Annotated in this window: 16 protein-coding genes and 1 pseudogene; 14 read left to right on the top strand and 3 right to left on the bottom strand. The window is 49.7% G+C overall.

Annotated elements, in window-relative coordinates; all coding sequences use genetic code 11:
* Nucleotides 1-6 precede the first annotated feature (6 nt).
* The 10 genes from DW947_RS17230 to DW947_RS17185 all read left to right on the top strand — a co-directional run bounded on the left by DW947_RS17230 (nt 7) and on the right by DW947_RS17185 (nt 12,929).
* On the top strand, nt 7-636 hold the full coding sequence (locus tag DW947_RS17230) for a cyclodeaminase/cyclohydrolase family protein (RefSeq protein WP_005825652.1): 630 nt from the start codon (nt 7-9) through the stop codon (nt 634-636).
* Nucleotides 633-2,129: a histidine ammonia-lyase gene (gene hutH, locus DW947_RS17225; protein WP_005825651.1), complete on the top strand. Its 1,497-nt coding sequence runs from the start codon at nt 633-635 to the stop codon at nt 2,127-2,129. The genes DW947_RS17230 and hutH overlap by 4 nt, the downstream gene beginning before the upstream one ends.
* Before the next feature lie 155 nt (nt 2,130-2,284).
* Nucleotides 2,285-2,947, top strand: a complete 663-nt coding sequence (locus tag DW947_RS17220; protein ID WP_005825647.1) for a TetR/AcrR family transcriptional regulator — start codon at nt 2,285-2,287, stop codon at nt 2,945-2,947.
* A 27-nt stretch (nt 2,948-2,974) separates the two neighbouring features.
* The gene (locus tag DW947_RS17215) at nt 2,975-4,327 is read left to right on the top strand and encodes a TolC family protein (protein WP_044467780.1); all 1,353 of its coding nucleotides are present in this window, start codon (nt 2,975-2,977) and stop codon (nt 4,325-4,327) included.
* Between the two features lie 50 nt (nt 4,328-4,377).
* A complete protein-coding gene (locus tag DW947_RS17210) occupies nt 4,378-5,394 on the top strand; it encodes an efflux RND transporter periplasmic adaptor subunit (protein ID WP_117963540.1) in 1,017 nt (338 codons plus the stop codon).
* A 102-nt stretch (nt 5,395-5,496) separates the two neighbouring features.
* Nucleotides 5,497-8,667, top strand: coding sequence for an efflux RND transporter permease subunit (locus tag DW947_RS17205; RefSeq protein ID WP_005825640.1), 3,171 nt, complete (start codon nt 5,497-5,499; stop codon nt 8,665-8,667).
* Between the two features lie 51 nt (nt 8,668-8,718).
* Nucleotides 8,719-9,012, top strand: coding sequence for a PG0541 family transporter-associated protein (locus DW947_RS17200; RefSeq protein ID WP_005825638.1), 294 nt, complete (start codon nt 8,719-8,721; stop codon nt 9,010-9,012).
* A gap of 123 nt (nt 9,013-9,135) precedes the next feature.
* Nucleotides 9,136-10,515 carry an SGNH/GDSL hydrolase family protein gene (locus tag DW947_RS17195; protein ID WP_005825636.1) on the top strand — a complete coding sequence of 460 codons (1,380 nt, stop codon included), beginning with the start codon at nt 9,136-9,138 and terminating at the stop codon, nt 10,513-10,515.
* Nucleotides 10,478-11,434: an SGNH/GDSL hydrolase family protein gene (locus tag DW947_RS17190; protein WP_117963538.1), complete on the top strand. Its 957-nt coding sequence runs from the start codon at nt 10,478-10,480 to the stop codon at nt 11,432-11,434. The genes DW947_RS17195 and DW947_RS17190 overlap by 38 nt, the downstream gene beginning before the upstream one ends.
* Entirely contained in the window at nt 11,421-12,929 is a 1,509-nt protein-coding gene (locus tag DW947_RS17185; RefSeq protein WP_005825628.1) for an MBOAT family O-acyltransferase, read from the top strand. Before DW947_RS17190 ends, DW947_RS17185 begins: the two co-directional genes overlap by 14 nt.
* Here the strand turns inward: DW947_RS17185 and DW947_RS17180 are convergent, their stop codons facing one another.
* Together DW947_RS17180 and DW947_RS17175 are read right to left on the bottom strand one after the other, a co-directional pair.
* A complete protein-coding gene (locus DW947_RS17180) occupies nt 12,930-14,597 on the bottom strand; it encodes a beta-N-acetylhexosaminidase (RefSeq protein ID WP_005825626.1) in 1,668 nt (555 codons plus the stop codon).
* Between the two features lie 90 nt (nt 14,598-14,687).
* Entirely contained in the window at nt 14,688-15,524 is an 837-nt protein-coding gene (locus DW947_RS17175; RefSeq protein WP_016271980.1) for a helix-turn-helix domain-containing protein, read from the bottom strand.
* A gap of 190 nt (nt 15,525-15,714) precedes the next feature.
* Between DW947_RS17175 and DW947_RS17165 the strand changes: the two genes are divergently transcribed.
* The 4 genes from DW947_RS17165 to DW947_RS17150 all read left to right on the top strand — a co-directional run bounded on the left by DW947_RS17165 (nt 15,715) and on the right by DW947_RS17150 (nt 22,380).
* Entirely contained in the window at nt 15,715-16,830 is a 1,116-nt protein-coding gene (locus tag DW947_RS17165; RefSeq protein WP_005825620.1) for an efflux RND transporter periplasmic adaptor subunit, read from the top strand.
* 20 nt (nt 16,831-16,850) lie between these two features.
* A complete protein-coding gene (locus DW947_RS17160; RefSeq protein ID WP_005825618.1) occupies nt 16,851-20,042 on the top strand; it encodes an efflux RND transporter permease subunit in 3,192 nt (1,063 codons plus the stop codon).
* Nucleotides 20,043-20,073: 31 nt separating this feature from the next.
* A complete protein-coding gene (locus tag DW947_RS17155) occupies nt 20,074-21,474 on the top strand; it encodes a TolC family protein (RefSeq protein WP_005825616.1) in 1,401 nt (466 codons plus the stop codon).
* A gap of 186 nt (nt 21,475-21,660) precedes the next feature.
* On the top strand, nt 21,661-22,380 hold the full coding sequence (locus DW947_RS17150) for an SGNH/GDSL hydrolase family protein (RefSeq protein WP_005825612.1): 720 nt from the start codon (nt 21,661-21,663) through the stop codon (nt 22,378-22,380).
* An 8-nt stretch (nt 22,381-22,388) separates the two neighbouring features.
* Here DW947_RS17150 and DW947_RS21750 read toward each other — a convergent pair.
* Nucleotides 22,389-22,582: pseudogene (locus DW947_RS21750) on the bottom strand (hypothetical protein); the annotation flags it as partial.

The raw sequence follows: 22,582 nt of genomic DNA, 5'->3' as shown, positions 1-22,582 counted from the left end.
AATATCATGTTAGTTGATTTGACAGTAAAGGAATTTTTGAATAAAGTGGCGGGTAGCGATCCCGTCCCCGGTGGCGGTAGTATTGCCGCTTTGAACGGTGCTATTGCTTCTGCTCTTGCCGCTATGGTTGCTAACCTCACCATCGGTAAGAAAGGTTATGAACTTCACGAAGAGCTGATGCGCCATATCTCCGGAGTTGCCTTGCAGCAAAAGGGGGCTTTTGTAGAAGATATAGACCGCGACTCTGAAGCCTACGACAAGGTGTTTGCCTGCTTCAAGATGCCGAAAGCTACGGATGAGGAAAAGGCGGCGCGCAGTACTGCCATCCAGGCGGCTACCAAGTTTGCCGCCCTTGTTCCCATGCAGGTGGCACGCAATGCGTATGAGCTGATGACGGTTATCATGGATGTAGCTCGCCTGGGCAACCGCAATGCCGTTACGGATGCTTGTGTGGCCATGATGTCTGCCCGTTCGGCTGTGCTGGGCGCACTGATGAATGTACGCATCAACCTGGGTTCGCTGAAGGACAAGGAGTTTGTGTCCAAGCTCCAAAGTGAAGCCGACGAATTGGAACACTTGGCTTGTGCGAAAGAAAAGGAATTGTTGGACGAAATCAATCAAGAGCTGAAAGTATGAACAATGTCTATTATGTAGGTTCCGGTGAGTTGACCTTCGACCTCATCGAACGTATCATCAATGAAAATCTGAAACTGGAGCTGGCTCCGGAAGCCAAGCTGCGGATACAGAAGTGCCGCGATTATCTGGACAAGAAGATTGCGGAGTCGGAAGAACCCTTGTATGGCATTACCACCGGTTTCGGCTCGTTGTGCAGTAAGAGCATTTCGTCGGACGAGCTGGGCACCTTGCAGGAAAATCTCATCAAGAGCCATGCTTGCAGTGTGGGCGAGGAGATACGCCCGGTCATCATCAAACTGATGATGTTGCTCAAGGCGCATGCTCTCTCTTTGGGGCATAGCGGTGTGCAGGTCATCACCGTGCAGCGCATCCTCGATTTCTTCAATAACGACGTGATGCCTATCGTTTATGACCGTGGCTCACTGGGCGCCTCCGGCGACCTGGCTCCTCTGGCCAACCTCTTCCTGCCGCTTATCGGTGTGGGCGATGTCTATTATAAAGGAAAGAAGCGCGAGGCTATCAGTGTGCTCGACGAGTTCGGTTGGGAACCGGTGAAGCTGATGAGTAAAGAGGGATTGGCATTACTCAACGGCACCCAGTTTATGAGTGCCAACGGTGTCTTTGCTCTTCTCAAAGCCTTCCGTCTCTCCAAGAAAGCCGACTTGATTGCCGCCCTCTCCCTGGAAGCTTTCGACGGGCGTATAGATCCGTTTATGGACTGTATCCAGCAGATTCGTCCACACAAGGGCCAGATAGAAACAGGTGCCAACTTCCGCAAACTATTGGAAGGCAGCGAGCTGATAGCCCGTCCCAAGCAGCATGTACAAGACCCTTATTCGTTCCGTTGCATCCCTCAGGTGCATGGGGCCACGAAAGACGCCATCCGTTACGTGGCTTCCGTCCTGCTGACGGAAATCAATTCTGTGACGGACAATCCCACCATCTTCCCCGATGAGGACCGTATCATCTCGGGCGGTAACTTCCACGGCCAGCCGCTTGCCATTTCCTACGACTTTCTCGGCATTGCCCTGGCAGAGCTGGGCAATATATCCGAGCGGCGCATCGCCCAGCTTATCATGGGGCTGCGTGGACTTCCGGAATTCCTTGTGGCCAATCCCGGTCTGAACTCCGGTTTCATGATTCCGCAATATGCTGCCGCGTCTATGGTAAGCCAGAATAAGATGTACTGCTATGCCGCCAGCAGCGACTCCATCGTTTCCTCCAACGGGCAGGAAGACCATGTCAGCATGGGTGCCAATGCAGCTACTAAGCTTTATCGCATTATGGACAATCTGGAGCATATCCTTGCCATCGAACTGATGAATGCCGCTCAAGGCATCGACTTCCGCCGTCCGGCAAAGACTTCTCCGGTTCTGGAGCGTTTCCTGCACGAATATCGCAAGGAAGTCCCTTTTGTGAAGGAAGACATCGTGATGTATAAGGAAATCCATAAGACAGTCGCTTTCCTCAACCGGACAAAGTTTGATTATTAGGAACTTCCCAATAAATCTGCCAGAAACATAATAATTATTAATCTGTTAACAATAAGAAAGGAAACTTAATTGGCGAATTGAGTTTTCTTTCTATATTTGTCCCGTTTTATTCCGATAATGAATAAAAATAGTTTTAGTTTAGAAAGGGAAGAAAAATGGGCGAACACACGAAGCATTCAACATCACGGGTGGAACTGAGGGAACGTATCATTCTGGCCGCCGTAGAATTATTTACAACAAATGGAATAAAAAGTATCACGATGGATGAGATTGCCGCATCTTTGGGTATCTCTAAGCGCACTCTCTACGAAGTTTTTCCGGACAAGGAAACCTTGTTGGAAGAATGTATCCTGAAGTCCCAGAAGGATGGTGATATTTTTGTGAAAGGAGTAATAGAGACTTCCAGTAACGTATTGGAAGTTTTGTTGAGATGTTATCAGTGGAGCATAGAGCGTTTTCATGCCACGAACAAGAAGTTTTTTGAGGATATCAAGAAATATCCCAAGGCTTATCAGCTGATGAAGAACAACCGGAACCGGAGCTCGGAAGATACAGTGAACTTCTTCAAAGAGGGCGTGAAGCAAGGCATTTTTCGTGATGATGTGAATTTCGCCATTATCAATCTGCTCGTGCGCGACCAGCTCGATTTGCTGATGAATTCGGACATCTGCAATGAGTATTCTTTCCTTGAAGTGTACGAATCTATCATGTTCACTTTCTTGCGCGGTATCTCTACGGAGAAGGGCGCCCGTGTCCTGGAGGACTTTATCTGCGAATATCGCAAGAATCAGGTAAAGCCGGATGAAACGAAGGAGTAGTTTTAATAAATAATCTATTTTTGATTTATGAAGATGCAGAGATTTTGGGTAGGAAGAGCACTACTGTTGGCAGTTGCTGTGCTGTATGCCGGCGGCTATGTGCGCGCACAAGAGGCAAAGGATACCCTGACCCTGACCCTTGACCGTGCCTTGGAGATTGCTTTAAGCGACAATCCTACCATAAAGGTGGCGGAGGAAGAAATTGCTTTGAAGAAAGTGACTCACAAGGAAACCTGGCAGAACTTGCTTCCGCAGGCAAGCATTGACGGTACGTGGAATCATACCATCAGTGCGGCACAGATGAATCTTGGCGGACAGTCGTTCAAGATGGGTATGGACAATTCGAATACGGTAAGCGGGGTGCTGAATATAAGTTTGCCCATATTCGCCCCTAGCGTATATAAGGCCATGTCGATGACGAAGACAGACATTGAACTGGCTGTGGAAAAGTCACGGGCTTCTAAGCTGGACTTGGTGAACCAGGTAACTAAGGGTTACTATCAGCTGATGCTGACGCAAGACTCTTACGATGTGTTGCAGAAGAGCTATAAGCTGGCGGAAGACAACTACAACATTGTCAATGCCAAGTATCAGCAGGGTGCCGTCAGTGAGTTCGATAAAATCAGTGCCGAGGTGCAGATGCGCAGCATTAAGCCGAATGTGATTTCGGCGGGTAATGCCGTGACGTTGTCCAAGTTGCAGTTGAAGGTACTGATGGGGGTAACGGCCGATGTGGATATAGAGATTGCCGACAATCTCGGCAATTATGAGACAGAGCTGTTTGCCAATGAGCTGAATCAGCCCGCTGCCAATCTGAACAATAATACGACGATGAAGCAGTTGGACTTGAACCGGAAGATGCTCAATCAGAACATCAAGTCACTCCGTACCAACTTCATGCCTACTTTGGGTATGAACTATTCTTACCAGTACCAGTCACTCTACAACGAGGATTGGAACATCCTCGATTATAATTGGAGCGGAAGTTCCGCACTGATGTTTACGCTGAGTATTCCTTTGTATAAGGCAAGCAATTTCACCAAGCTCAAGTCCAACCGTATTCAGATACGTCAGTTGGAGCAGAACCGTCTGGACACAGAGCGAAAGCTGAACATGCAGATTACCAGCTACCAGAACAACATGGCTGCCAGTTCCGAGCAGGTTGTCAGCAACCGCGAGAATGTGATGCAGGCACAGAAAGCTGTGCAGATTGCCGGTAAACGCTATGAGGTAGGCAAAGGTACGGTGTTGGAACTGAACACATCACAAGTGCAGCTTACGGAGGCCGAACTGACTTATAATCAGTCCATCTATGATTATCTGGTTGCGAAGGCTGACCTTGACCAAGTGCTGGGAAAGGATTATATTGCAGAGAACTAAGAATGAAGAACTAAGAACTAAGAATGAAGAATAGAAATAAGAACAACGATATGAAAAAAGGTTTTCAATGGATGGCCCTGCTGGTTGTTGCCATGCTGGGGGCATGTAGCGGAGGTAGTGATAAAGCTGCTGCTGAGAAGGTGGACGAAAAGCCGAGGGTGAAACTGGCCGAGGTGTCGTCCCGTCCCGTGGAACAGATTCAGGAATACACCGCTACGGTGGAAGCCGAAGTAAAAAACAATATTGCTCCCTCTTCTCCGGTGCGTATAGACCGCATCTTTGTGGAGGTGGGCGACCGCGTGTCGAAAGGCCAGAAGCTGGTCAGCATGGATGCTGCCAATCTGAAGCAGATAAAATATCAGCTGGACAACCAGCAGATAGAGTTCAAGCGTATTGACGAGTTGTATAAGGTAGGCGGTGCCTCCAAATCGGAGTGGGATGCCGCCAAGATGAATCTCGACATCCGTGAGACTTCCTATAAGAATCTCTTGGAGAACACCTCGTTGCTCAGTCCCATTAACGGGGTGGTGACGGCACGCAATTACGATAACGGAGATATGTATAGCGGTGGAGAACCGGTACTGGTAGTGGAGCAAATCACTCCGGTAAAACTATACATCAACGTATCCGAAGGCTACTTTACCAAAGTGAAGAAGGGCGCTCCCGTATCCGTGAAAGTGGATGTCTATGGTGACGAGGAGTTCGAAGGCAAAATCAGCCTTGTTTATCCTACCATCGACCCGGCTACCCGTACTTTCCCGGTAGAGATACAGCTTGTCAACCGTGACCAGCGCGTACGTCCGGGAATGTTTGCCCGCGCCACGCTGAACTTCGGAACACAGGACCACGTGGTTGTTCCCGACCTGGCCATTGTGAAGCGTGCCGGTTCAGGCGACCGCTATGTCTATGTCTACAAGAACGGCAAGGTGTCTTATAATAAGGTAGAGCTTGGCCGTCGTATGGATACGGAGTATGAGTTGATTTCCGGTGTAGACAATAACTCTCAAGTTGTTATTGCTGGGCAGTCTAAATTAGCCGATGGTGTGGAAGTCGAGGTAGAAAAATAATATGGTAATGTGGTAATGTGATAATATGCTAATGTGCCGATGTAGCTACATTGCGCAGCCAATTAGCATATTAGCACATTGGCAAATTAAAGAATTAATCTTATGAGTTTATACGAAGGAGCGGTTAAGAAACCGATTATGACCTCGCTCTGCTTCCTGGCAGTGGCTATATTTGGTCTGTTCTCTCTGTCGAAATTGCCGGTAGACCTTTATCCGGACATCGAGACCAACACCATTATGGTGATGACGACCTATCAGGGTGCCAGTGCCTCGGACATCGAGAATAACGTGACCCGTCCGTTGGAAAACGTGCTGAATTCGGTCAGCAACTTGAAGCATATCACTTCCCGTTCGTCGGAGAATATTTCCGTGATTACGCTGGAGTTTGAGTATGGGTATGACATAGACGTGCTGACGAACGACGTGCGTGATAAACTGGACATGGTGAGCTCCATGCTGCCCGATGAGGTCGAAACTCCCATCATCTTCAAGTTCAGTACGGACATGATTCCTATCCTGCTGCTCTCCGTGCAGGCGGAGGAGAGCCAGCCGGCTCTTTACAAAATATTGGATGACAACGTGGCGAATCCCTTGGCGCGTGTGCCCGGTGTCGGTACGGTGTCCATTTCGGGTGCCCCCAAGCGTGAGGTCAATGTATATTGCGACCCCAATAAACTGGATGCCTACAACCTTTCTGTAGAAACTATCAGCTCTATTATCAGTGCCGAAAACCGGAATACGCCGGGCGGTACGTTTGATGTGGGTAGCAATACCTATTCGCTGCGTGTGGAAGGTGAGTTCAAGGATCCCAAAGAGATGGAGAACATCGTGGTAGGTACGCACAACGGTGCTTCCGTCTATCTGCGCGATGTGGCAAAAGTTGTGGACTCTGTGGAGGAACGTGCACAGAAGACGTATAGCAACGGTGTGCAGGGCGCTATGATTGTGGTGCAGAAACAATCGGGTGCCAATTCTGTAGCCATTTCGCAGAAGGTAATTGATATGTTGCCACAGTTGCAGAAGTCACTGCCGAGCGATGTGAAGCTGGGGATCATTGTCAATACTTCCGATAACATCTTGAATACGATAGACAGCTTGGAGGAAACCATTATGTACGCTATGCTGTTCGTTATCTTGGTGGTGTTCGTTTTTTTGGGGCGTTGGCGTGCCACGGTCATCATCTGTATCACCATACCGATGTCACTGGTTGCCTCGTTCATCTATCTGGGTATCATCGACGGCGGTTCACTGAATATCATCTCGCTCTCTTGTCTCTCTATTGCTATTGGTAACGTGGTGGACGACGCCATTGTGGTACTCGAGAATGTAACGACCCATATTGAACGGGGTTCCGAACCGAAGCAGGCAGCGATACATGCCACGAACGAGGTGGCCATCTCCGTAATTGCATCTACGCTGACTATGATTGCGGTATTCTTCCCATTGACGATGGTAAGTGGTATGTCCGGTGTGTTATTCCGTCAGTTGGGATGGATGATGTGTGTGATTATGACGGTTTCCACAGTTTCAGCCTTGTCATTCACCCCGATGATGTGTGCGCAGCTTCTGCGTTTGCAGAAAAAGCAGAGTAAGATGTTCCTTACGCTCTATACGCCGATTCAGCGTGCGCTGGACGGTCTTGACGTGTGGTATCAGAACCGGTTGAACTGGGCTGTGCGCCATCGTCTGACGGTTATGGCAGGCTGTGCCGCATTCTTTGTGGCAAGTCTGTTCTGTGCCAAGTACATCGGTACCGAGTTCTTCCCGGCAGCAGACAATAGCCGCATCGGTATCAACCTTCAGTTGCCCATCGGGGCCCGTGTGGAGCGTGCGGAAGCATTGGCTTCGGAACTGACAAACAAGTGGATGACGCGCTACGGAGATATGATGAAAGTTTGCAACTACACTGTGGGGCAGGCGGACTCTGACAATACGTTTGCTTCCATGCAGGACAACGGTAGTCATATCATTAGTTTCAATATCAGTCTGGTGAGTCCGGGAGACCGTGACGTGACACTGGAAACCGTTTGCGACGAAATGCGTGAGGACTTGAAGGGGTATCCCGAATTGGACAAGGCGCAGGTTATTCTGGGCGGTAGCACAGGCGGCATGAGCGCCCAGGCAAGTGCCGACTTTGAGGTTTATGGTTACGACTTCACCGCTACGGACAAAGTGTCAGCCGAACTGAAAGAGAAATTGTTGCAGGTGAAAGGTGTGAGTGAAGTGAACATCAGCCGTCAGGATTATCAGCCCGAATATCAGGTGGACTTTGACCGTGAGAAGCTGGCATTGCATGGCTTGAATCTTTCTACTGCCTCCAACTATCTGCGTAATCGTGTAAATGGTGCTTTGGCATCTTATTATCGCGAAGATGGTGACGAGTACGACATCCGTGTGCGTTACGCTCCCGAATTCCGTACAAAGATTGAAGATTTGGAGAACATCCTTATTTATACGCCTTCCGGTGAGGGTATCCGCGTGAAAGACCTCGGCAAAGTAGTCGAGCGTTCTGCTCCTCCTACTATCGAACGTAAAGACCGTGAGCGTATTGTTACTGTATCTGCGGTTATTTCGGGAGCACCTTTGGGCGATGTGGTGGCCGATGGTAATGCTATAATTGATAAGATGGACCTACCAAGTGGTGTTTCTATCCAGATTTCGGGTTCGTATGAGGACCAACAGGATTCATTCTCCGACTTGGGAACGCTGGCTGTATTGATTGTTATTCTCGTATTCATTGTGATGGCAGCTCAGTTTGAGTCTTTGAGTTATCCGTTCATCATCATGTTTTCCATTCCATTTGCATTCAGCGGTGTGTTGATGGCATTATTCTTTACGGGAACCAATTTGAATGTGATGTCGCTTTTGGGTGGAATCATGTTGATTGGTATTGTGGTGAAGAACGGTATCGTACTCATAGACTACATCACGCTTTGCCGCGAACGTGGTCAAGCGGTGCTTCACTCTGTAGTCACGGCAGGCCGCAGCCGTTTGCGTCCGGTATTAATGACTACACTGACCACTATCCTCGGTATGGTGCCGATGGCTGTAGGGCAGGGTGAAGGTGCCGAGATGTGGCGTCCGTTGGGTGTTGCCGTAATTGGCGGTCTGACGGTATCTACCATTCTGACATTGATTCTTGTCCCCGTACTCTATTGCTCGTTTGCAGGTGTTGGTATCCGCCGCACGCGTAAGAAGATTAAGAAAGACCGTGAGCTGAATGATTATTACCAGTTGCATAAGGAGAAGATGACGAAACCACGTAAACAATGATTAATCATTATCCGTTAATCATTAAACATTAATCACTAAACATTATATAGCGTGAAATCAGTATTTATAACATTCGACCAAGCGTTCTTTGAACGTATCATGGCATTGCTTGACCGCCACAACTGCCGCGGCTTCAGCTATTGGCAGCAAGTACAGGGGCGTGGCAGTAAGACGGGGGAACCGCACTATGGCAGCCATGCCTGGCCCAGTATGTGTTCCGCCATCATCACTATCATAGATGAGGCTAAGGTGGCTCCGTTGCTCGAAGCGCTCCACCGGATGGACAAGGAGACCGAGCAACTCGGACTCCGTGCTTTTGTTTGGAATATCGAACAGACCATTTAATCGGGTCTGCTCTGTCTATAACCGTTATCCCTGGAGAAAAAATCTTGTTTCTTTGGGGATAATTCTTTTTTGTCCGGAGAGATTTTTTCAACCTATATCTATATCTTTGCGGCCACATTAGGTATGGAAAAGAATTCATTGAAATATACGGGTCTGTTGGCGTTTATCGTATGGGGTGCATTGTTGCTGATGCATCTGTTGCCAAGTATTACGATGGGTGGCCGTGTGCTGAGGCGTGTGGATATCTTGGGGGACGTGCGTCGTCCTTCCAAGCCGGTGAGTGAGCCGGACAGCCTGCTGCCTCCGCCCCCGAAGGTGAAGCCCGCCTTTGTGGACACCTGCCGTGCGGGCATGACGTGCATTGAAGATTACAGCGATTCTACCATGCGTGGCATGACGCGGTTCTATCAGGCGCTCGACGAGCTTGCCAAAGCACCCCGTCCGGTTCGTATCGCCTACTTCGGCGACTCCTTTATCGAAGCGGATATTCTGACGGCTGATTTACGCGAGATGCTTCAGCAGAAATATGGCGGTTGCGGAGTAGGTTTTGTCACCATTACGTCCATGACCAGTGGCTTCCGTCCTACAGTGCGTCATTCCTTCAGCGGATGGCAGAGTCATTCTGTCATGGACTCCGTGTTCTTTGACCGTAGCAAGCTGGGAGTCTCCGGACATTACTTTATTCCGAATACCGGTGCTTATGTGGAACTGCGGGGGCAGAAGAACTATGCCTCCCGTCTGGATACTTGCCAGCGTGCCAGTATTTTTTTCTATAACCGTGGCACAACCACCCTTTCTGTCCGCGTCAATCGTGGCGAAGCAACTACCGAGACTTTTGAGCCGATTGATGATTTGCAGGAGATGACGGTAGAGGGAAATATCGGTTCTGTCCGTTGGACGGTGGAAAGTGCGGACTCCACCTTGTTTTATGGCCTTGCCATGGACGGTACTTCCGGCATTGTGCTGGATAACTTCTCACTGCGTGGCAGCTCCGGCCTTTCCCTCCGCTCTGTTCCCGTGTGGATGATGCGTGAGTTCAATGAACAGCGTCCTTACGATTTGATAATCCTGCAGTACGGACTGAATGTGGCTACAGAGCGCGGACGGAATTACGACAAGTACATTGCCGGCATGCAGACAACGGTGCAGCATCTCAAGGAGGCCTTTCCGCAAGCAGCCATCCTCATAGTCAGCGTGGGCGATAGGGACTATAAGACCGAAGAAGGGGAGCTGCGTACCATGCCTGGCATCAAGAATCTGGTTCGTTATCAACAGAATTTGGCGGCGGATGAGGCTGTCGCTTTCTGGAACATGTTCGAGGCTATGGGTGGGGAAGGCAGTATGGCAGACATGGTGCATGCCAAGCCGTCATTGGCCAATTATGATTATACGCACATCAACTTCCGTGGTGGAAAGCATCTTGCGGGATTACTTTATGAGTCTTTGATTTATGGCAAGGAACAGTATGACAGAAGGAGGGCCTACTATGAAGAGGAGCCATAAGGAGGATTCACGATTGTACGATTTACGATGTACGATTTGCTGCGCGGTGCTGGTGCTGATTGCGGCGATACGGCCGCTCCATGCACAGGACATACTGCCAGGCAGCCTTTCGTGTCATGCCAGTGGAGCGGATTGTGATACTCTCTGCCTCTATTCCCAACGTACGGATACGGTGTCTGTCCCTTTGATAACTTTTCCCGCCGCATTCCGGCAAATGAAGGAGAATGTACTTACCGACAGTCTGGGTATTCTTAATCCTTTCTGGGAGAAGTTGCGTCTGTCTCGGCTGGGCGCTTCCGCTGATACGCTTCGCATCGTACATGTGGGCGACAGCCATATACGCGGCCATATCTTCCCCCGTACCACCGGTGCGTTGATGCAGGACACTTTCGGGGCAGTCTCTTATACCGATGTAGGTATCAACGGTGCATTTTGTACTACTTTCACCCGTCCGGACCGTATTGCTGATATTGCGGCTCTGCATCCCGACCTGCTTATTCTTTCCTTCGGGACGAACGAAAGCCATAACCGCCGTTACAATACAATGCTGCACTATCGCCAGATGGACGACCTTGTACGCATGCTTCGCGAGAAACTGCCGAATGTACCGATGTTGATGACCACTCCTCCGGGCTCTTACGAGAGTTTCCGGCAGCGTCGCCGTCGTCGGACCTATAAGATTAATCCGCGTACTGCCGTTGCCGTGCAGACTATCCGCTGCTATGCCGATGAAAACGGATTGGCGGTATGGGACATGTACGAAATACTTGGCGGTACCCACCGTGCCTGCCTCAACTGGCAGGAAGCCGGATTGATGCGTCCGGACCATGTACACTATTTGCCGGACGGTTACCGCCTGCAAGGCGAGCTGTTCTACCAGGCCTTGTTAAAAGCTTATAACGATTATGTGGAATATTGACGAATTTTTATCCGGATTGAATATAGACTTGGACCGTTTGCGCGATGTCTTCACTTATGACCCGCAAGCCCCGATGATATTCAGCAGTGGTATTTTCCTCTGGCTGTTTGTCGCTTTTATATTGGTTTATCTGTTGTTGCAACGCCGGACGACGGCGCGTTTGCTGTTTGTCACCTTGTTTTCCTATTACTTCTATTATAAAAGTAGTGGCACTTATTTCTTCCTGCTTGGACTGGTGACGGTCTGTGACTTTTTCATTGCACGCTTGATGGCACGCGAGGCTATTCCCTGGCTACGTAAGGCATGGGTTGTGTTGAGTCTGTTCATCAATTTGGGATTGTTGTGTTACTTCAAGTACACCAATTTTCTGGGCGAAACTTTTGCCTCGCTGACGGGAGGCACGTTCACGACAATGGATATTTTCCTTCCGGTGGGCATCTCTTTTTTCACTTTTCAGTCGTTGAGCTATACGATAGATGTGTACCGTCGCCAGATAACGCCTCTGACCAGTTTGTTGGATTATGCTTTTTATGTTTCTTTCTTTCCCCAGTTGGTGGCGGGTCCTATTGTACGTGCCCGTGATTTCATTCCGCAAATCCGCCGCCCGCTGTTTGTCTCCAATGAGATGTTCGGACGTGGAATCTTCCTCATCGTGAGTGGGCTCTTCAAGAAAGCGGTTATATCGGACTATATCAGCGTTAACTTTGTAGAGCGTATTTTTGATAATCCTACTCTTTATTCGGGGGTGGAGAATCTGATAGGTGTTTATGGCTATGCCTTGCAGATTTATTGCGACTTCTCCGGTTACAGTGATATGGCTATCGGCATTGCCTTGTTGCTGGGCTTCCATTTCAATATCAATTTCGATTCCCCTTATAAGTCCGCTTCCATTACGGAATTTTGGAGGCGGTGGCATATTTCGCTTTCCAGCTGGTTGCGCGATTACCTTTATATTTCTTTGGGAGGCAACCGGAAGGGGAAAATCCGCCAATATGCCAATCTCATCATTACCATGTTCCTGGGCGGCTTGTGGCATGGCGCTTCGTGGAATTTTGTACTTTGGGGAATGATGCATGGCGTTGCGCTTGCAGCCCATAAGTTCTGGATGACGCTTACCGGGCGTAAGAAGGGGACGGAGAGCCATGGCATCCACCGCTTCTTCGGAGTGCTTGTCACTTTCCATTTTGTTTGTTTCTGCTGGATATTCTTCCGTAATGCGGAGTTCTCCACATCAATGGATATGCTGAAGCAGATATTCACTACTTTCCGTCCGCAACTCTTCCCGCAGCTGGTAGAGGGTTATTGGGAAGTGTTTGCACTGATGGCATTGGGCTATCTGCTGCATTTTGTGCCCGACAGTTGGGAACGTGCTTGCACAAAAACAGTAATCCGCCTCCCCTTGTTGGGAAAGGCGGTACTGATGCTTGCTGTAATCTATCTGGTCATTCAGATGAAAAGTTCGGAGATACAGCCGTTTATCTATTTCCAGTTCTGATTACTTCTTCTCGGTCGCTGTGGAGTCTGCCTGCTGTCGGAAGGGTTCCCGGTAGTTGAGCCCGTCTCTCCGGTAGAGGCCGATGAGTCCGGCCAGTCGGGTAGTGAAGTTTGTATAATCTTTCTTTTCCAGTTGTGTCCATTGTACTTCGGCAAGGGCGGCCATACGGGGGAGAACCATATACTCTACCTGTTCGCTGGTCGGGATGTATTCTGTCCAAAGGTTGGCTTGTGTGCCGAGTATGTGCTTGGCTTGTTCTTCGGTCAGTGAGGCGGTAGGATTCAGACTGTATACTTTCTCCAATGGGACAAAGCCTCCGATGGCAAATGGTTCGTGCCGGGTATCCTCACTTTGGTAATAATCAAAGTAGCAATAGTCATTGGGTGTCATTATCACGTCGTGTCCCAGTTGGGCCGCCTTGATTCCTCCTGCCGAGCCACGCCATGACATAACAGTTGCGTTGGGGGCGACGTCGCCTTCCAGAATCTCATCCCAGCCGATAATCTGGCGTCCTTTACTATTGAGGAGCTTTTCGATACGTGTCATACAATAGCTCTGCAGACGGTCTTCGGCAGTATGGTTCTTGTCGGCTTTCAATTTTTCGGTTCTGATACGTGCCTGGCATTTGGGACACTTTTCCCAACGGGTGCGGGGAGCTTCGTCACCGCCGATGTGGATGTATTTGGAAGGGAATATGTCAATGATTTCGGCCATGACATCTTCGAGGAACTGCATGGACTTTTCGTTGCCGATGCACAGCACATCTTCGAATACGCCCCAACGTGGGCACACTTCATACGGTCCACCGGTACATCCCATTTCGGGATAGGCGGCCAGTGCGGCAAGCATGTGTCCGGGCAGGTCTACTTCGGGGATGACCGTGATATAGCGCTCCCCGGCATATTTTACGATTTCTTTGGCTTGCTCCTGCGTATAGAAACCGCCATACCGGGTGTTGTCATACTCTTCGGTGTTCCGGCCGATAACGGTACGGTCGCGCCAGGCGCCAATTTCCGTCAGCTTGGGATACTTCTTTATTTCTATTCTCCAGCCTTGGTCTTCGGTGAGGTGCCAGTGGAAGGTATTCATATTGTGAAGTGCCAGCAAGTCTATGTATTTTTTTACGAACTCAATGGGAAAGAAGTGGCGGCCCACATCGAGGTGCATGCCCCGGTAGCTGAAGCGGGGTTCATCCTGGATGCTGCCGGCAGGCAATAGGATAGAGGTGGCTTTGGTTTCGGCGGGGATTGATTTACGCAGGGTTTGTATACCGTAGAACACCCCGTTCTCGGTCTGTCCGTTTAGGGTCACCCGGTCGGCTTTGACGGTCAGCACATAGCCTTCCCGGTTGCTGATGGCCGGATCCAGTCCCAATGTGATGGCGCCTTTGGGCGCTTCGCTCCCCGGGGCAAGGGCTTCTGTCTGGAGGGTGTGGCCGGTGGACTGGCTGATGTATTCGGCCAAAAACTCGGCATTGCGTTTCAAAAGTTCATTGTGTTCGGGGTAGGCGATGATGGTACCGTCATTCAGGTTGAAGGGGGATTCCTGACTCAAGGCAACCTCCTGGGGCAGGGGAATGACTTGATAGTTGGCTGTTGTTTCTACTCCGCATGAAGAGCAGGCCAGGATGAGAGTGCCTGCAAGGAGCATGTGTGTAAGTTTTCTCATGGTATTGAACTGATTAAATTAGTGTCTGACAAATATACTAAAAAAATACTAAAGAGGCAGAGGAGAAGGGGATAAATGCATGCTCATACCTCAGTTCTTCTTTGCTCTGTACTCCTTGGGTGACATTCCCGTGTGTTTCTTGAAATATCGTCCGAAGAAAGACTGGTCGGGAAAACGATATTTGTCGGCAATCTCTTTCAGTGACATGCCGGTGGATTGCAGTGCCATTTTCAGTTCCAATATCAGGTTTTCGTCAATGATTTCTTTGGCAGAATCTTCTGCCACTTGTTTGGTGATGGCAGATAGGTAGCGGGTCGAAATGCAGAGTTGGTCAGCATAAAAAGCGACATCCCGCTGGGTAGTACAGTACGTATGTACCAGATTTATGAACTTTTTGAACAATTCTTCTTTCCGGTTACTGCCATTGATTTGCTCTTCCGTAAAGTAACGTTGAACCTTGTCGTAGGTGTCGAGAAAGAAAATTTGCAGCAGGTTTTGTGCAATGGCTTCGCGATACAGATTTTCAGAATCGCGGTAGATGGCATTGCTTGCCGTGATGAGTCCTGTGATAGCACGAACCGGTTCGTCTTCGGTATGCGTATAGCATGCATTCTCCTTTATAAAATGTATGAAGGGCGGCTCTAAACGGAAGCATGCCGTCTTGAACATTGTCTCGGAATAGGCAAAGAAGTCCACCAGGAAATCTTTACTCGCACTTGTCAGTGAAATAATGGAACTTGGAAGCAGCGTAATGTGCGTATTGGGTACAATATGATATTTTCTTAAATCTATTGTGATATTTGCTTCTCCACGGGTGCAGAACATCAGTGCTCCATTGTTCATTTTCAGAAGACGTTCCCGGAAGAATTCCAGCTTGTCTGTTCCGGCTCTGAACGTTTCTTGTTTGGTAGTCAGTAATGGGTTCATATGTTAGATTGCTTATGATTTGCGGTTACAAAGGTACGAGTTCTTTTTGGATTGTTAAATGGCATGTTCCGAAAATGAACAGTCGTGTACCTTCAATGAAACAAATGGTTGTTCAAAAACGGCATACCTTTGCTGCCGGCTTAAAAAATGAAAGAGAAAGCCGACGTATTATTTTTTTAAGATAAAAAGTATGATAACAAAAAAGAGTATGATGAAACAGATGATGACCGTCATCTGTAGTGCAACACTGGCAGCCTGCGGCAGCGCGCCTGTCGTGCAACCCCAGTCGGAATATCAGGTGATGACTATTTCGACTACCGACAAAGAACTGCAGACAATTTATTCCGCAGCCATCCGCGGACGGCAGGACATTGACATCTATCCGCAGGTGTCCGGTACACTCACCAAACTTTGTGTGGAGGAAGGACAGACCGTGCGTCGGGGGCAAGTCTTGTTTATTATCGACCAGGTGCCCTATCTGGCAGCCTTGCGCACAGCAGAAGCCAATGTGGAAGCTGCCCGTGCCGGCGTGGCCACTTCGCAACTGACATATGACAGCAAGAAGGAGCTTTATGCCCAGAAGGTGATTTCCGAGTTTGACTTAAAGACTTCCTACAACAGCCTGCTGACAGCGAAAGCCCAGTTGGCCCAAGCCGAGGCGCAGCAGGTGAATGCCGCCAATAACCTCTCTTATACAGAAGTGAAGAGTCCGGCAGATGGAATGGTAGGTACGCTCCCTTATAGGGTGGGGACGTTGGTCAGCGCCAGTTTGCCCAAACCACTGACGACCGTATCCGATAATTCTAATATGTATGTCTATTTCTCCATGACAGAGAATCAGTTGCTTGACCTCACCCGCCGCTACGGCTCCAAGGATAAGGCGCTGGCAGAGATGGACTCTATCGAATTACAGCTCAATGACCGTTCTGTCTATCCGCAAGAAGGTAAGATAGAAACTATCAGTGGTGTAATTGATACCTCTACGGGTACAGTCAGTCTGCGTGCCGTGTTCCCCAATAAAGAGGGATTGCTGACCAGTGGCGGTTCGGGCAACGTCATCATCCCGGTACGGAAAGAGAACTGCATCGTTGTTCCCCAGAGTGCCACTTACGAAGTACAGGACAAGGTCTATGTATATAAGGTAGTTGACGGCAAGGCGCAATCAGTTCCCGTGCAAGTGACCCGTGTGAATGGAGGTCAGGAATATATCGTAGAGAGTGGCTTGAAAGTGGGGGACACAATTGTGGCCGAAGGCGTGGGTTTGCTGCGTGAAGGTACCTCCGTCCAACCCAAAACGAATGAATGATAATTTTTAACCGATAGAATATGAACCTCAGAACTTTTATAGAACGCCCCGTTTTTTCGGCAGTCATCTCCATTACGATTGTCATTCTGGGCATCATCGGATTGTTCACCTTGCCCGTTGAGCAATATCCCGACATTGCGCCGCCCACCATCATGGTGAGCACCACTTACTATGGTGCCAGTGCGGAAACCCTTCAGAAAAGTGTTATCGCTCCGTTGGAAGAGGCCATCAACGGTGTGGAGGACATGACTTACATGACTTCTACCGCCAGCAATGCAGGGTCGGTTTCCATTACTGTTTACTTCAAGCAGGGTACAGACCCGGACATGGCGGCGGTCAATGTGCAGAACCGTGTGTCCAAAGCTACGGGGCAGCTTCCTGCCGAAGTAACCCAGGTGGGTGTCACCACCAGCAAGCGGCAGACCAGTATCTTACAGATGTTCTCTTTATATAGCCCTGATGACAGCTATGACGAGAACTTTCTTGCCAACTATATCAGTATCAACCTGAAGCCGCAGATTCTCCGTATCTCCGGTGTGGGCGATATGATGATTATGGGTGGTGACTACAGCATGCGTATCTGGATGAAACCGGATGTCATGGCGCAGTACAAGCTGATACCTTCGGATGTGACGGCTGTGCTGGCAGAGCAGAATATCGAATCGGCCACCGGGTCGTTTGGTGAGAACTCGGATGAGACGTATCAATATACCATGAAATATACGGGACGCCTCATTACTCCTGAGGAGTTCGGCGACATCGTCATCCGTTCTACCGAAGACGGCGAGGTGCTGAAACTGAAGGACATCGCCGATATAGAGCTGGGTAAGGACAGTTATGCCTACAAAGGTACCATGGATGGACATCCCGGTATCTCCTGCATGGTGTTCCAGACCGCGGGCTCCAATGCCACGGAAGTGAACCGGCAGATTGACCGGCTCCTTGAAGAAGCACGCAAGGACTTGCCGAAAGGCGTGGAGCTTACCCAGATGATGTCCAGCAACGATTTCCTCTTCGCCTCTATCCACGAAGTGGTGAAAACGCTGATTGAGGCTATTATCCTGGTTATCCTGGTGGTTTATGTCTTTTTGCAAGACATCCGCTCTACGCTGATTCCGCTGGTAGGTATCGTTGTTTCACTGATTGGTACGTTTGCTTTCATGTCCGTTGCCGGATTCAGTATCAACCTGATTACGCTGTTTGCGCTGGTATTGGTGATTGGTACGGTGGTGGATGACGCCATTGTCGTGGTGGAGGCGGTGCAGGCACGGTTTGATGTGGGCTATAAGTCCTCCTATATGGCAAGTATCGATGCGATGAAGGGCATCAGCAACGCGGTTATCACTTCTTCACTGGTGTTTATGGCGGTGTTTATTCCGGTATCGTTCATGGGAGGGACTTCCGGTACGTTCTATACCCAGTTTGGGTTGACGATGGCGGTGGCCGTTGGTATTTCGGCGATTAATGCGTTGACACTCAGTCCCGCACTTTGTGCCTTGCTGCTGAAGCCTTATATCAATGAGGACGGAACGGAGAAGAATAATTTTGCTTCGCGCTTCCGCAAGGCATTCAACACGGCTTTCGAGGCGGTGGTCGAGAAGTATAAGAAGATAGTGTTGCTGTTCATCAAGCGCCGCTGGCTGGGATGGTCGTTGCTGGCACTTTCGGTGGTGCTGCTGGTATTCCTGATGAATACCACCAAGACCGGACTGGTGCCCGACGAGGACCAAGGAACGTTGTTTGTCAACGTTAGCACCGCTCCGGGTAGCTCGCTCAAGACGACAAATGACATTATAGACCGCGTGGAGAAGCGTCTGGAAGACCTTCCTCAGAAATTGCACTTGCAGAAAGTTGCCGGTTATGGTCTGCTGTCCGGGCAGGGAAATTCTTTCGGTATGATTATCGTGAAGCTGAAACCTTGGGACGAGCGTACGGCAAAGGAAGACCAGGTGCAGGCAGTCGTCAACCAGATATACGCTCGCACGGCGGATATTAAGGATGCTACAGTCTTTGCCATTGCTCCGGGTATGATTCCGGGCTATGGTATGGGTAATGCGCTGGACTTGAATGTGCAGGACAAGCAGGGAGGGGATATGAACACCTTCTTCCAGACCACCCAGCAGTATCTGGCGGCACTGAACCAGCGTCCGGAAATTTCGATGGCATACTCCACGTTCGATGTACGCTATCCGCAGTGGACCGTCGAGGTGGATGCTTCCAAGTGCAAACGTGCCGGGATTACTCCCGACCAGGTGTTGTCCACACTGTCGGGCTATTATGGCGGGCAATATGTCTCCAACTTCAACCGTTTCTCCAAAGTTTACAAGGTAATGATTCAGGCCGACCCGAAGTTCCGTTTGGATGAGGCTTCACTGAACAATGCCTTTGTGCGCATGTCCAACGGTGAGATGGCTCCGTTGAGCCAGTTCGTTACGCTGACCCGTTCCTACGGTGCCGAGTCCTTGAGCCGCTTCAACATGTTCAACTCCATTGCCGTGAATGCCATGCCTGCTGAGGGATACAGTACCGGTGACGCCATCCGTGCCGTACAAGAAACGGCGGAGATAGCCTTGCCGAAGGGATATGGCTATGACTTTGGTGGCATCACCCGCGAGGAAAGCCAGCAGAGTGGTACTACAGTCATCATCTTCGGTATCTGTATCTTGATGATTTACTTGATTCTGAGTGCGCTTTACGAGAGCTTTCTGATTCCGTTTGCCGTTATCCTGGCCGTTCCTGCGGGCCTGATGGGGTCGTTCCTTTTTGCCAGGATAGCCGGGTTGGAGAATAATATCTATTTGCAGACGGGACTTATCATGCTGATAGGTCTGTTGGCAAAGACTGCTATTCTGTTGACGGAGTATGCCGCCGAGCGCCGTAAAGCGGGAATGGGGCTGATTGCTTCTGCCGTCAGTGCGGCAAAGGCGCGTTTCCGTCCCATCCTGATGACGGTACTGACGATGATTTTCGGCCTTTTCCCCTTGGTGGTTGCCACGGGTGTCGGAGCCAACGGTAACCGTTCATTGGGTACGGGTGTTGTCGGTGGTATGTTCATCGGCACATTGGCGCTGCTGTTCATTGTTCCTGTCTTGTTCATCAGTTTCCAGTGGTTGCAGGAGCGGCTTCGTCCTGCCCAATCCGTCCCGACGAGCGACTGGCAGATTGAGGAAGAGATGAAAGTAAGCCGGAAGGAGATAGAAGAATCACATTAGTACATTATCGCGTAACTAACATAAAAAAATAATGAAGAAACAATTCATATTATTAGCTGTCGTCGGCTTGGTACTGACCAGTTGCGGCATCTATACCAAATACCAGCGCCCGGAGGACATCACGACCGATGGACTTTATGGACACGATTTGGATGGGCAAAGTCTGGATAGCCTGAGTCTGTTTGTGGCATCAGACACTGCCTCCATCGCTTCCCTTTCCTGGCGCGAGCTTTTTACGGACCCGCAATTACAGTCGCTCATCGAGCAAGCCTTGCAAGGCAACACCGACCTGCTTTCCGCCCGGCAACGTATCAAGGAGGCGGAAGCCACGCTGATGTCGGCCAAACTTTCGTACCTGCCTTCGTTTATGCTCACTCCGCAGGGTGGCGTCAGCAGTTTCGACAATTCCAAAGGCTCGTGGACCTATTCCGGCATTGCCTCGGCAAGTTGGGAAGTCGATATTTTTGGTAAGTTGACCAATGCCAAACGCCGTTCCAAAGCGCTCTACCTTCAAAGCTTGGAGTACGAACAAGCCGTCAGCACTTCGCTGATAGCTAATGTGGCCAATCTGTACTACACCTTGCTGATGCTCGACGAGCAATACCGCATTTCCGAAGAAACAGCCGCCAGTTGGCGCGAAAGTGTACGCACCATGCGAGCCATGATGGCTGCAGGCATGACGAACGAGGCGAGTGTCTCGCAATCCGAAGCCAACTGTCGTCAGGTGGAAGCTTCGCTGCTCGACCTCCGGCAGCAGGTAAAGGAAGTGGAGAACAGTCTCTCCATTCTGTTGGACGATGTTCCGGGCACCATTGAGCGTGGCCGGTTGGCGGGGCAGGAGTTCCCGCAGGAACTTGCGGTGGGCGTACCTCTGCAACTGCTTTCCCGCCGTCCCGATGTGAAAAGTGCCGAACTCTCGCTGGCATCCGCTTTCTACAGCACCAATGCCGCCCGTTCTGCTTTCTACCCCTCCATCACCTTGAGCGGTACAGCTGGCTGGACCAACTCGGCAGGAAGCATGATTGTCAATCCAGGAAAACTACTCTTCTCCGCCATCGGCTCGCTGACACAACCCTTGTTCAACAAAGGGCTGAACGTGGCACAGCTCAAGATAGCCAAAGCACAGCAGGAAGAAGCCAGGCTCGCTTTTCAGCAAGCTTTGCTCAATGCCGGTAGCGAAGTGAACAATGCTCTGACCCAAGTGCAGGTAGCCCGTGGAAAGACGGAGCTCCGCGCAAGGCAGATAACTTCACTGGAAACTACCGTCCGCAGCACCCGGTTACTGATGCAACACGGCACTTCCACCTATTTGGAAGTGCTCACTGCCCAGCAGGGGCTACTCTCTGCCCAACTGACACAGGTAGCCGACCGCTTTGATGAAATACAAGGTATCATCAACCTCTATCAAGCCCTTGGTGGAGGGCGGGAGTAAAATATACTCTTTCTCATCTTCATTCTCTCGCCCCTCTATCAATCCGGCATTTCCTTTTTTTGTGGGAATCCGATGGTAGAGGGGCTTTCATATAAGCGGGCTATGGCAAAAAAACTACGGTTTCTTGCCGTCAAACCGGGACAAACTTTATAACTTTGCGGCATACGACATAAAAATCTATCTATTATGAACTGCAAATCCTTGTTTTTTCTGGTTGTTTTTTCCCTGACCCTTATATCAGGGGTGTTTGCTCAAAAGAAAGTTTCTATTCTTGGCGATTCCTATTCCACTTTTTACGGTCATGTCTCTCCTGCCGCCAATCTCTGCTGGTATGGAGTTCCCGGCGAAAAGAAAGAGAATGATGTGACAAAGGTGGAGGAAACCTGGTGGTACCGTTTCATCCATGAGCACGGCTTTCAGTTGGAACGCAACAATTCCTATTCCGGCTCCACCGTCTGTCATACCGGTTACGAGAAAGCCGATTACTCCGACCGTTCTTTTATCACCCGTATTCACAACCTCGGCACCCCCGACATAATCCTTGTTTTTGGCGGTACCAATGACAGTTGGGCAGGTGCTCCCATTGGCGCATACCAATATGATGGCTGGACGAAAGCCGATTTGTATAGCTTCCGTCCTGCCTTTTGCTATCTGCTTGCATCTCTCAAGCAGCTCTATCCTGCGGCCAGGATTTATAATATTACCAATTCAGAATTATCCGAAGAGGTAACTGATTCCATGGATGAAATTTGCCGGCACTATGGCATCGAGAATATTCGTTTGCACGACATTGATAAACAATGGGGGCATCCTTCTGTGCAAGGAATGCAGAGTATCGATGCTCAGGTTTGGGAGTCTGTCTCCCCGATATTGGAGGCTTCTGTTTCTTTGCCTGCCAAGAACTAAGGACAGACTCATTGGGAGTTATCCTTTTCTATCCTAAATGCTAATCTTTCCACTGCCGTATTCTTTTCTTTCCACAGCTGTGGAAAGAAAAGAATACGGCAGTGGAAAGAAAGTAAAATCCTTGTGGCAAGAAAAATAATTAGTACCTTTATGTCTTTTCCTGATTTAGCTAGACGCTTTTTCTTTTTATAACCGATATCAG

The organism is Bacteroides sp. AM44-19 (assembly GCF_003603395.1).
Lineage (GTDB): Bacteria > Bacteroidota > Bacteroidia > Bacteroidales > Bacteroidaceae > Bacteroides > Bacteroides uniformis.
The sequence above is the reverse complement of the archived record's forward strand: the minus strand, read 5'-3'. Positions and strand labels throughout refer to the sequence as shown.